General features: G+C 41.0%; 9 protein-coding genes and 1 pseudogene. All 10 read left to right on the top strand.

Translation table 11 applies throughout. The annotated features are described in order from the left end of the window. The first annotated feature begins 25 nt into the window (after positions 1 to 25). The 10 genes and pseudogenes from ACXZ1K_RS01795 to ACXZ1K_RS01750 all read left to right on the top strand — a co-directional run bounded on the left by ACXZ1K_RS01795 (position 26) and on the right by ACXZ1K_RS01750 (position 12120). On the top strand, positions 26 to 1093 hold the full coding sequence (locus tag ACXZ1K_RS01795; protein ID WP_458971669.1) for a mechanosensitive ion channel family protein: 1068 nt from the start codon (positions 26 to 28) through the stop codon (positions 1091 to 1093). A 26-nt stretch (positions 1094 to 1119) separates the two neighbouring features. Beyond that, on the top strand, positions 1120 to 2916 hold the full coding sequence (locus ACXZ1K_RS01790; protein ID WP_458971668.1) for a hypothetical protein: 1797 nt from the start codon (positions 1120 to 1122) through the stop codon (positions 2914 to 2916). A gap of 22 nt (positions 2917 to 2938) precedes the next feature. Beyond that, positions 2939 to 3472 (top strand): T9SS type B sorting domain-containing protein, encoded by a 534-nt coding sequence (locus tag ACXZ1K_RS01785; RefSeq protein ID WP_458971667.1) that lies wholly within the window; start codon positions 2939 to 2941, stop codon positions 3470 to 3472. Between the two features lie 78 nt (positions 3473 to 3550). Next, positions 3551 to 4821, top strand: a pseudogene (gene purD, locus ACXZ1K_RS01780) (phosphoribosylamine--glycine ligase). A 40-nt stretch (positions 4822 to 4861) separates the two neighbouring features. Next, complete coding sequence (locus ACXZ1K_RS01775; protein ID WP_458971666.1) at positions 4862 to 5644, top strand: NIPSNAP family protein; 783 nt, start codon at positions 4862 to 4864, stop codon at positions 5642 to 5644. 64 nt (positions 5645 to 5708) lie between these two features. Further along, on the top strand, positions 5709 to 6011 hold the full coding sequence (locus ACXZ1K_RS01770) for a hypothetical protein (protein ID WP_458971665.1): 303 nt from the start codon (positions 5709 to 5711) through the stop codon (positions 6009 to 6011). Positions 6012 to 6204: 193 nt separating this feature from the next. Next, positions 6205 to 9519, top strand: coding sequence for a preprotein translocase subunit SecA (secA, locus tag ACXZ1K_RS01765; protein WP_458971664.1), 3315 nt, complete (start codon positions 6205 to 6207; stop codon positions 9517 to 9519). Between the two features lie 13 nt (positions 9520 to 9532). Beyond that, a complete protein-coding gene (locus ACXZ1K_RS01760) occupies positions 9533 to 9988 on the top strand; it encodes an SPOR domain-containing protein (RefSeq protein ID WP_458971663.1) in 456 nt (151 codons plus the stop codon). Then, a complete protein-coding gene (locus ACXZ1K_RS01755; protein WP_458971662.1) occupies positions 9978 to 11165 on the top strand; it encodes a M20 metallopeptidase family protein in 1188 nt (395 codons plus the stop codon). The genes ACXZ1K_RS01760 and ACXZ1K_RS01755 overlap by 11 nt, the downstream gene beginning before the upstream one ends. A 4-nt stretch (positions 11166 to 11169) precedes the next feature. Then, positions 11170 to 12120 carry a hypothetical protein gene (locus ACXZ1K_RS01750; RefSeq protein WP_458971661.1) on the top strand — a complete coding sequence of 317 codons (951 nt, stop codon included), beginning with the start codon at positions 11170 to 11172 and terminating at the stop codon, positions 12118 to 12120. Positions 12121 to 12145 lie beyond the last annotated feature (25 nt).

The raw sequence follows: 12145 nt of genomic DNA, 5'->3' as shown, positions 1-12145 counted from the left end.
GAACGGGCTAATGTTAATTATACAAATGCAAATTGATCACATATTTGGCTATCAACTGCCGCACCTTATTCAAAACCTGGTTATTGGATCGTCTGCAGTGTTACTCGGACTGGTCCTTAAGGTTGTTGTTCGACTGGTATTTAAAGGGCTTGCCAAATTGTGGCCTCTGCACTTAATTCGCTCCACCATAAAATATCTGGGCGGTCCAATCACTTCTTTCTTGCCACTGCTGCTTCTAAATGGCAGTTTAGGCTATATGAAGATGGATGCTATCTACTTTGTACAATTAAACAAAGCGATAGAAATTGCATTGATCATTAATTTTGCAGTTATACTGATTCGTATCATCAAGATCATGGAAGAGCAGTTTTACCTGCACTATGATCTCAACAAGGAAGACAATTTAAAAGAACGAAAAGTACGTACACAGCTGCAATTTGTTCGAAAATTTTTGGTATCGGTTATTATCATTATCGCCATCTCTGTAGTACTGCTCAGCTTTGAAAGCATGCGTAAAATTGGAACCGGACTATTAACCGGGGTAGGTATTGGTGGTATCATTATCGGTTTTGCTGCGCAAAAATCATTAGGAAATTTACTGGCAGGCTTTCAAATTGCCTTCACCCAGCCCATCCGGATCGATGATGTGTTAATTGTTGAAGGAGAATGGGGAAGGGTAGAGGAAATAACATTAACCTACGTGGTGCTGAATATATGGGACCAACGGCGACTCATTCTCCCAATAACTTATTTTATTGAAAAGCCTTTCCAAAACTGGACGAGGGTATCGGCAGAATTACTAGGGACTGTATTTTTATACCTGGATTACAACACCCCAATTCAACCTTTGAGAGAAAAGTTAACTGAAGTTCTAGAGGCCAGTCCTCTTTGGGATAAAAGGGTTAATGTGGTGCAGGTTACCGACAGCAAACAAACCAATATTGAGGTTAGGTTTTTAATGAGCGCGAGGAATTCGTCACAGGCGTTCGATTTACGGTGTATCGTACGGGAAGAAATACTGGCCTACATCAGAGACCATTTCCCAGAAAGCTTGCCTAAGTCAAGAATAGAAATTAGCAAATCAATCGAATAACCTGTGAATTTTTCTTAAATTGCTTAGTGAAACTAACCAAATTGTTAACGCTTTTGCTCCTGTTGCTCCCAGGAATCGCTTCCTCTCAAATTCCCAGCGTTGAGCGTGAGTACCTTTTGCCTAACTCGATGGTTAAGGTTATGGTTTGCACGGACGATTTGACTGTTTTCGGATTGTCATCAACTGGAGTAGTTTATTATAAAGGAGTTAACGATGTCACATTCCTGATTTACCCCGCAACTATAGGATTGACAGTAACTGATTTAACCGGCTACAATATTAATGAAATGTACTTTCTGACGGCTCCGGATGTTATTCACTCGTTTAAACAAGGCGTTGATACACAAATAAAAATACTAAATAGCGGCGTCACCAGAATTACTGGTTTTGCCATTATGAATGCAAAGCGAGCTGTTCCATTGCAAGGTTATTATGGTAAGAGGGATTGGCTGGCCGTAACGACAAACAATGGACTGTACCCCGTTTTTAGGGGTGATGTCTTTGCAAGCCCAAGATACAACAGAGATCCGGCCAATCCGGGAACCGAAGCCAACTGGCGGATCACCAATTCCAGTTTTGAGCGGGTAGATTTTCAATATGAAGCGCCATCTCCTCCGGTTTGCTATCCCACAGCTACTCATTCCTATTATAAGCCAAATGAGACCTCCATTAACCTTCCTGAAGACCCACCCTATTCTGCCAAAGTAAACTGCACACTTTTTGAAAATATAAACTACGACAGTTCTCCTGATAACCGATTAAAATATTGGGGTACGGATAATGGTATTTTCCTAAAGATTACGAACACTTGTGAGGCTACAATTACCCCATTTTTGTCAGGAATAGTGGTCAATGATTTGGAAGAACTGGAATCGTTTAAAGGTGTCTTCGACTATAGGTACATTTTCGCTGCGACAAGTCAAGGTCTTTACAGCACCCGAGCTTCAGTCCATTATCAGCCAGAATTACAGGACTTTTCAAGAGTTCCTGGCATTGATGAAAAGGTAAACAGTATTGCCTTTCAAATTTACAGGCCCGGGGATAATGTTACAGAAGATGCTGTTTCAAACTGTCAGCAAACCATTTGGGCTGCAACCGAAAAGGGCATTAAGCAGGTAAAGATAACCTACCAAAATATCACTCAGGAACTGAAAGTAAATTATTCCCCAGCTCCAATGTTCGATGTAGGGGCTAGCGGGTTAATTTGGAACTTCTGTGGAGATCAAACAGTTAATATTACACTGGATGCTGCGGACATAGATCCCAATAAATTCATAGTAAAATGGAGTAACAGGGGGGTGTTTGATGATGCATTACAAGGCAAGCTATCTGTAAATGTGAATAACGGAGAGTGGAGGGCCCACTTAGTTGCACTGTGTGAGGGTAGTGAAGCCAAATCGGGCATTGCCTATGTTCGTCAGCTGCCTGAACCTACAGTTTCTATTGGCTTTACTGGTAGCCAATATGCTTGTCCTGGAGGTTCTGTAAAACTAAACACAGATCAAAGATATGTAGTCCAATGGCAAAAAGATGGGGTGGACATTCCAGACGCGAATTCTTCCAGTTATCTGGCTACCACAGCAGGAAAATACAGAGTGATGGCCAATACTTGCAACGGGCACTTTACCGCCTCTAAAGAGATAGAAGTTTTTGTGGAAGATATACCAGAGGTAATCCTAACACGGAGCAATACCAGGTCACTTTGTTTTGGAGAATCTGTAAGGCTAACCGCCCCTGTAATAAGCGGTGTAACTTACAAATGGAGTAGTGGGGAACTGCCAAGAGAAATTGAGGTAAAACCAAAACAGGTAGTTATTTTGTAACCGTGACCCAGGGCGGCGTGTAATGCTGTTAGCAATACTAGAAGTGGTAAACCAGTGGCTGAATCAAATATTTAAGGAACCTACCACTAATCTGAAGATCTGTTTAGAACGAGAAGAAAAGGTAACACTTATTGCTCCTGAGGGATATCCTGTTTACATTTGGAACGGAGTTAGGGGTACCAGCAATACTTTTGAAGTAACAGCACCCGGGCAAACTATTTTAAGTATAGAGGATGCACGGGGTTGTCTGCGAGTACAACTTACATCGTTATGCCCGGATGTTCTGGTGTGGATCTTTCTAAAGTTGTTGTTGCCATGCCTTCAGTCCAAATGGCGATGTTTTAATGATACCTGGATAGTAAATGGATTAGAAAACAATGCGGATGCCAGGATTTCTGTTTACAACAGGTACGGGATTTTGTGTTTTCAGGTAAGGGCGATAAGCCTATATGGGACGGAAAATTCAAAAACCAGACCGACCGGTACTTATTATTACAAAATATGGGATGTAAACAATTCCAAAGCCATCAAAGGATCAATCACCTTAATTAAATAATATAGCTTGCCTACTTTATCATAACATCGTTTTAGATTGAATGTTTACTTCATCACAATTTTATCTAAGTTTGCTCTTATGAATATCTTAATTTTAGGTTCAGGCGGAAGAGAAAGTGCATTCGCCTGGAAAGTTAGTCAGTCGCCCCTATGTGATCAGCTTTTTATTGCCCCGGGTAACGGTGGTACGGGAGCTTATGGTAAAAATATTAACCTCAATCCTAATGATTTTGAAGCCGTAAAAGCCTTAGTTCTAAAAGAAAAAATTGAATTGGTAGTAGTTGGGCCTGAAGAACCACTGGTTAACGGTATTCATGATTTCTTTCTGGCAGATGCTTCCTTGGCAAATATCCCGGTAATTGGCCCTAAAAAAGAGGGCGATTTTTAGAAGGGAGTAAAGATTTTTCAAAGCAATTCATGGCGCGCCACGGGATCCCTACCCCAGGATCGCAATCCTTCACCAATGAAACCTTAAATGAAGGCTTAGCTTATTTGGAAAATCACACCTTGCCTATTGTGCTAAAAGCAGATGGACTTGCTGCAGGTAAAGGCGTGTTGATTTGCCAAAGTATTAAAGAGGCTAAGGAAGAACTTCAGTTAATGCTTGGTGGAAAGTTTGGTAAAGCTGGTTCACTGGTGGTAATTGAAGAGTATCTAAATGGCATTGAACTTTCTGTATTTGTACTTACCGATGGCGATAACTATGTGATCCTGCCGGAAGCCAAGGATTATAAGAAAATAGGTCTCTCAGATTCTGGCCTAAATACTGGTGGTATGGGCTCTGTTTCGCCAGTGCCATTTGCGGATGCCGCATTTCTGGAAAAGGTCGAGGATCGTATTATCCTGCCAACTATCAACGGACTAAAAAAAGACAATATTGATTATACTGGTTTCATCTTCTTTGGCTTGTTTAAAGTTGGAGATGATCCTTTAATTATTGAATACAATTGCCGAATGGGCGATCCGGAAACGGAAAGTGTGATCCCAAGGATTGAAAATGATTTGGTAGAATTGTTTGTCGCTGTTGCGCAGAAAAAATTAAAAGACCAGCAGCTAAAAATCAGCACTAAAAATGCAGCAACGGTTATGATAGTGGCGGGTGGTTATCCTGGCGATTATGAAAAAGGCAAAGCCATAACCGGCATTGACAACATCAGGAAGTCTACCGCTTTTCATGCCGGGACGATTTTAGAAGGTGCCGTGGTAAAAACAAATGGTGGGAGGGTAATCGCCATCACAAGTTTGCAGGATACGCAATTTGAAGCTTTACAAAGTGCCACCGCGGATGCGGCAAGGATTTATTTTGACGGGAAATATTTTAGAGAAGACATAGGTTTTGACCTGGTTTAAATTTTAAGTTAACACCGATTATTACTAAATAAGATTATAAATGAAAAAGATTAGTTTGTTAATTGTTGTTTTAGCCATCCTGGCAACCAAGTCATTTGCTGCGGCAAAAGATTTTTACCAGATCAAAATCTATCATCTAAAGAATGCAGATCAGGAGAAAATGGTGGAAAATTATTTGGAGAAAGCCTATTTGCCTGCACTGCACAGGGCCGGTATCGCTAAAGTTGGTGTGTTTAAAAACATTAAAGCAGCTACTTTTGATGAGTCAAAGGACGAGCGGCTAATCTATGTATTTGTCCCTTTTAAATCGGCAGATGCCTTACTTAAGCTAAATGAGAAGCTGGAAAAGGATAATGCATACCAGCAAAGCGGATCGGAGTACATAAACGCTGCATATAACAAAGCACCATACGATAGGATTGAAACCATTTTAATCAATGCTTTTGAGAAAAGTCCTGTATTCAATTTATCTGCAGTAAGTACGCCAAAATCAAAACGTGTGTATGAGTTGCGCAGTTATGAAGGCCCAACTGAAAAGCTTTACAAAAGTAAAGTGAAGATGTTCAATACAGGTGATGAGATTGGATTATTTAAACGATTAGGCTTCAATGCTGTGTTTTACGGAGAGGTAGTTGCTGGATCAAGAATGCCAAATTTGATGTACCTGACTACTTTTGAGAACAAGGCAGCCAGAGACCAACATTGGGATGCTTTTTTCAAAGACAGCCAGTGGACAGCGCTATCCGTTCAGGAAGAGTATAAGAATACCGTATCTAAAAGTACAATCCTATTTTTATACCCTGCAGAATACTCTGATATTTAGTCTCCCATCTTTTCTAAGCCCAAATTTCTGTTTCTAAAAGATAAGAAGTAGATTTGCCGCTTAAATGAGACACATTGTAACCTTATCTCTTGTATTTTTTAGCCTGACACAATTGGCCAGGGCCGAGCGTGTTGAAGGGTTGAGGATATTAACGAGACAGTATTGCGATAAGCATCAGACCAGCACACCGGCCGCTTCTGTAAACCAGAGCCAGCCTGATGATCCGCGGTATCCTTTCTTTTTGTCTTATAGTGATTTAACTGTTATTGGTGTTGCAACACAATACAACCCGCTTACTTATTGCGTCAATAACCAGATTATTCAGGATCTAACCGTTAAGGAAACCCCTAAGAACAATAGTCCTTAATTTAGCATGGGAGATCGGTTCTTCGGCGAAGCCGGCATAGAGCCATCCGCTAAGTTCATCGCTCAGCAATGCAATGACAAACTATTTGGGCATATTTGCAACTGACATTCTGGCTTTTTAGTCGGCATGGCTTAGTTGTTGTTGTCGCCATTTCATATTCACCTATTCAACACATAAACACAAAATATAGAACATGTTAGGATTTTTAACCAAGGTTTTTGGAAGCAAATCAGAAAGAGATATTAAGGCTATACAGCCTGTTGTAAATAAGATAAATGAAGAGTATGCAAAGCTATCTTCCTTAAGCAATGATGAGCTTCGTAATAAAACAGCTTATTTTAAGGAAGTTATTGCTACAGCACTAGCGGATATTGATGGCCGAATCAATGGTTTAAAGGCTCAGGGTGATAGTCAGGATCTTTCATTAGCTGAAAAAACTTCTGTCTATGACCAGATCGACGAGTTGATTAAAGAACGTGATAAAGAACTGGAAGTGGTTTTGCTGGATATACTGCCACAGGCTTTTGCTGTAGTTAAGGAAACGTCAAGACGTTTTACGGAGAATGAATTTTTAGAGGTAACTGCCAGTCAGTTTGATAGAGATTATGCTGCACGCAAAAACAATGTAACCATTAAAGGCGATAAAGCCTTGTGGGCAAATAGATGGGATGCTGCAGGCACAGAGGTGTTGTGGAATATGGTTCACTACGATGTTCAGTTAATTGGTGGTATTGTATTGCACAGCGGTAAAATTGCAGAGATGGCTACAGGTGAGGGTAAAACTCTTGTAAGTACGCTGCCTGCTTATTTGAATGCTTTAGCCGGACAAGGTGTTCATATCGTAACAGTTAATGATTACCTGGCACGACGTGACTCTGAATGGAACGGACCGTTATTCGAATTCCATGGTTTAAGGGTGGATTGTATCGATAGGCATGAGCCAAACTCTCAAGAAAGAAGAGATGCCTACCTGGCAGACATCACCTATGGTACCAATAACGAGTTTGGTTTTGATTACCTGCGTGATAACATGTCGCAAACGCCAGATCAGCTGGTACAGCGTAAGCTGCACTTTGCGATGGTAGATGAGGTCGATTCCGTATTGATTGATGATGCCCGTACTCCTTTGATTATATCAGGGCCTGTGCCTTTTGGAGATCAGCATGAATTTTATGAACTTAAACCACGCATAGAGCGTTTGGTAGCTGCGCAACGTGAATACATTACTAAAGCTTTAAATGAAGCTAAGAAATTAATTAATGATGGTAAAACTGGTACGGAAGAAGGAGAAGGCGGATTGGCCCTGCTTCGTGCACACCGTGGTTTACCTAAAAATAAAGCCCTAATTAAGTTTTTAAGTGAGGGTGGTAACAAACAAACCTTATTGAAGACTGAAAACCATTATATGGGAGATCAGTCTAAAAACATGCCTAAGGTAGATGCCGAATTGTATTTCTACATAGATGAGAAAAACAACCAGGTAGAGCTTACTGAGAAAGGTATTGAGCTGATCACTAAATCTGGTGAGGATTCTCATTTCTTCGTATTGCCTGATGTGGGTACTGCAATTGCTGAGATTGAGAAATCGGACTTGAGTAATGAAGATAAGATTGCTCAGAAGGACGCTTTAATGCGCGATTACTCGATCAAAGCAGAAAGAATTCATTCTGTAAATCAATTGCTAAAGGCTTATACACTGTTTGAAATTGATGTGGAGTACATCATTGACGAAGGTAAGATTAAGATTGTTGATGAGCAGACTGGTCGTATTATGGACGGTCGCCGTTACTCTGACGGTTTGCACCAGGCTATTGAGGCTAAAGAGAATGTGAAGGTAGAAGATGCCTCACAAACATATGCTACCGTAACTTTACAGAACTTTTTTAGAATGTACCACAAGTTATGCGGTATGACGGGTACTGCAACTACTGAAGCGGGTGAGTTTTGGTCTATCTATAAACTGGATGTAGTAGAAATCCCGACCAACAGGGCCATTTCAAGAACAGATCATCAGGATTATGTGTACAGAACAGTACGTGAAAAATACAATGCAGTAGCAGAAGAGATTGTTAAGTTGACAGAAGCAGGCAGACCAGTTTTGGTTGGTACTACCTCTGTTGAGATCTCTGAACTGTTAAGCCGTATGCTTAAGTTAAGAGGCATTAAGCACAATGTATTAAATGCGAAGATGCACCAAAAAGAGGCAGACATTGTAGCAGAAGCTGGTCAGCCAGGTCAGGTTACCATTGCTACCAATATGGCTGGTCGTGGTACGGATATAAAATTAGGCCCGGGTGTTAAAGAAGTGGGTGGTTTGGCCATCGTAGGTACAGAGCGCCATGAATCCCGTCGTGTTGACAGGCAGTTGCGCGGTCGTGCTGGTCGCCAGGGTGATCCGGGTTCTTCACAATTCTTCGTATCACTGGAAGACAACCTGATGCGTTTATTCGGATCTGAACGGATTTCTAACGTGATGGTAAGGATGGGAATTGAGGATGGAGAAGTAATCCAGCACTCGATGATTACCAAATCAATTGAGCGTGCACAGAAGAAAGTAGAGGAGAACAACTTCGGTATACGTAAGCGTTTGCTGGAGTATGATGATGTGATGAACTCACAGCGTTCAGTAATTTACGCTAAACGTAAAAATGCATTGTTTGGTGAGCGTTTAGACGTTGATATGAGCAATATGGTATTTGATGTTGCAGAAGACATTGTAACGGAATATAAAGAGACTGCTAATTTTGAAGGGTTTAAGTTAGAGGTAATTAAAAACTTCTCTGCTGATACCACCATTGATGCTGCAGAATTCAATTCCAGAAATATCCATACGCTTACTGATAAATTGTTTGAGGAGATGACTGCTTTCTACAGTAGAAAATCTGATGCGATCATCAGTCAGGCGATGCCAGTGCTGGTACAAGTGTATGATGAGCGGGGTGAACATGTAGAGCAAATATTAGTACCGTTTACTGATGGAATCAGAAGCGTACAGGTTCCGGTGGGCTTAAAGAAAGCCATTGACAACCACGGCAGGGAGATCACAAAATCTTTTGAGAAAACGATTGTACTTGCTTTAATTGACGAGACCTGGAAAGAGCACCTACGTGAAATGGATGAGTTAAAACAGTCCGTACAGAATGCTGTTTATGAGCAGAAGGATCCATTGATCATCTATAAGATGGAGGCATTTAACTTGTTTAAGAACATGCTGAATGCAGTAAATAAGGAAGTAGTTAGTTTCTTATATAAAGGAGGAATTCCAGTGCAAACTGATTCTAATGATGTAAGAGAGGCCCAGGCACCAAGGCCAACTCCAAATAAACTGAAAACTTCTAAGCCGGAGTTTGCACAAGCTGGTGGAAACTCCGGCATGCCAGAGATGGAAGATACCCGTGAGCACGTTCCTCAGCAGCCAGTTCGTAAAGAAGTGACTATTGGTAGAAATGAGCCATGCCCTTGCGGAAGTGGCAAGAAATTTAAAAACTGCCATGGAGCAGGCGCATAATTAAAGAGGATTGATGAGAATAGTAATCTTTGCTATAAGCTGTTTTTTTTCTGTTGGTTTGTTTGCGCAGACTAGGGGTAAGGTGACCATAGAAAAAGACCCGCTGATAGACAGTCTGATTGCTAAAAGAATTCAACTAAGTACAACCCGACCTGCCGTTTCTGTGCCCAGCACAGGGACGGTTAAGACGGGAACTTTCGTGTCCCCAATGGGTTACAGGGTTCAAGTATTTTATGGCTCCGATCGGCGTGAAGTATTTAGACAGCAATCTAAGTTTAACGGGCTATATCCATCATTAAATACCTATATCACCTACAAGCAACCCAATTACTATTTACGCGTAGGAGATTTCAGGACAAGATTGGATGCCCAGCGTTTAATGAATGAATTAAGGAACACATTTCCTACACTATTTATATTCAGGGAAAAAATTAATGCCCCAAGTTTAGATTATAGCAATGATAAATAAGGATCAAATACAATTATGCGCTTCTGAGATATTTGAACAAGTTGTTGGTTACCGTCAGCACATTCATGCCAACCCGGAACTGTCTTTCAAAGAATTTGAAACCTCTTCTTTTATTAAGGGTAAATTGACAGATTGGGGAATTCCTTTTTCGGAGATGGCCGATACAGGTGTAGTCGGACTGATCACAGGTGCGTTGCCTTCAGAGAAGATTGTTGCGCTGAGAGCTGATATGGATGCTTTGCCGATTCTTGAGGCAAATGATAAGCCATACAAGTCTAAAAATATTGGGGTAATGCATGCTTGCGGACATGACGTACACAGTTCTTCACTTTTAGGTACTGCATTTATTTTGAATGGTCTTAAAGAAGAATTCGGAGGAACGATTAAACTGATCTTCCAGCCGGCAGAAGAAGTATTGCCTGGTGGTGCCAGCATTATGATTAAGGAAGGCGTATTGGAGAACCCTAAGCCACAGGCCATCATTGGTCAGCATGTGATGCCGTTGATAGAAAGCGGTAAAGTAGGTTTCCGTTCAGGTATTTACATGGCCTCAACAGATGAGCTTTATGTTACTGTTCATGGCAAAGGTGGACATGGCGCACAGCCGCATCAAAACATCGACCCGGTTTTAATTGCTTCACATATCATCATTGCGTTACAACAGATCGTTAGCCGAAATGCGGATCCAAGATTACCTTCAGTATTGTCGTTCGGAAAAGTTCAGGCCAACGGGGCTACTAACATTATTCCAAACGAAGTGAAGCTGGAGGGGACCTTCAGGACATTAAACGAGGAATGGAGAAAAGAAGCGAAGCGCCTGATGAAAAAGATGGCCGAAGGGATCGCAGAAAGTATGGGTGGTAGTTGCGAGTTCAGGATTATGAATGGTTATCCCTTCCTGATCAACGAAGCAGAATTGACAGCTAATACCCGTGCCTGTGCAGAAGAATATTTAGGGAAAGACAACGTTCTAGATCTAGATATATGGATGGCAGCGGAAGATTTTGCCTATTACTCTCAAGTTACTGATGCTTGTTTTTACAGACTGGGTACGGGAAATAAAGAGAAGGATACTATGTATTCTGTTCATACTCCAAAATTTGATATTGATGAAGATGCGTTAAAAGTATCTACAGGGTTGATGGCCTATATTGCATTAAAGCAATTGGGCAACTAGTAAGATGAAGAAACTTGTATTGTTGTTGCTGGTGTTTGGTATGGGTATTTCTGTTTACGGACAGGCAATTGACCGCTTTAATCCAGATACCATCAAGACCATACAACTAGATTCAACAGTAAAGATATCCGCGCAGCGTTTTGGAATTGAGACTTTTATCAATGCGATCATTACCGATGAAACCTTTTATCAGGCCTTTAGGAATATGAAGAAGTATACCTTCACGGCGGAAAACAGGATTTATACCTATGATAAGGATAATAAGGTGGAGGGTAAGATTTACAGGAAAATAAGGCATAACAACGATGGTCCATATAAGATGGAATATCTTGCAAAAGAAGAGTCAGGCAAGCTTTACAAGAAGAACGGGAAGTTCCAGTTGTATACAGTAGAAATGTTTGATTACATTTTCATGAACCCACAAAACTCTGATTTGGTAACCGAAGGACCAATGACTACGGGAGCAAAAGGCAAAGGGGCTAATGAAGGTTACAAAGACAAACTTAAAACACTGATTTTTACTCCTGGAAGACCTATCAAAGGGCTGCCATTTATTGGAGATAAAACACAAATCTTTACCGCCAACATGAGGCAGTACTACGATTACTCATACGACAGTGGAATGTACCTGGATTCAATACCAGTTTACCGCTTTAAGGTAGCCGTTAAACAGGACATCAGCAGTGGAACAAAAGATGGATTAATGATTAAAACGCTGACTACCATTTTTGATAAGCGCAACTTTGCGATTCTGGGCAGGTATGTTGATATGAAATATGGCAATCTCCTTTTTGACTTTGATGTGCAGATGAATATTGAAATGAGCTATTTTGGAGGAGAGAAACTTCCAACAAAGATAACCTATCAGGGCAATTGGGATTACCCCTTTAAGAAAGAAGAACGAGCCAGTTTTTTAATTGTGCACAAGGATTACCACCTTGGAATAGGAAAGTAATTTTTTAACTTCGCAATTGGCGTCC

Source organism: Pedobacter jaeyakensis, from assembly GCF_054461315.1.
Note: the sequence above shows the minus strand (reverse complement) of the source record. Positions and strands in the feature narration are given on the sequence as shown.

What these genes read in the sequence shown, in the direction of transcription:
- ACXZ1K_RS01760 (WP_458971663.1), top strand. Translation starts at nt 9,533, where the DNA reads ATGAGAATAGTAATCTTTGCTATAAGCTGTTTTTTTTCTGTTGGTTTG.
- ACXZ1K_RS01770 (WP_458971665.1), top strand. Translation starts at nt 5,709, where the DNA reads ATGAGACACATTGTAACCTTATCTCTTGTATTTTTTAGCCTGACACAA.
- ACXZ1K_RS01795 (WP_458971669.1), top strand. Translation starts at nt 26, where the DNA reads ATGCAAATTGATCACATATTTGGCTATCAACTGCCGCACCTTATTCAA.
- ACXZ1K_RS01775 (WP_458971666.1), top strand. Translation starts at nt 4,862, where the DNA reads ATGAAAAAGATTAGTTTGTTAATTGTTGTTTTAGCCATCCTGGCAACC.
- ACXZ1K_RS01785 (WP_458971667.1), top strand. Translation starts at nt 2,939, where the DNA reads ATGCTGTTAGCAATACTAGAAGTGGTAAACCAGTGGCTGAATCAAATA.
- ACXZ1K_RS01750 (WP_458971661.1), top strand. Translation starts at nt 11,170, where the DNA reads ATGAAGAAACTTGTATTGTTGTTGCTGGTGTTTGGTATGGGTATTTCT.
- ACXZ1K_RS01755 (WP_458971662.1), top strand. Translation starts at nt 9,978, where the DNA reads ATGATAAATAAGGATCAAATACAATTATGCGCTTCTGAGATATTTGAA.
- secA (WP_458971664.1), top strand. Translation starts at nt 6,205, where the DNA reads ATGTTAGGATTTTTAACCAAGGTTTTTGGAAGCAAATCAGAAAGAGAT.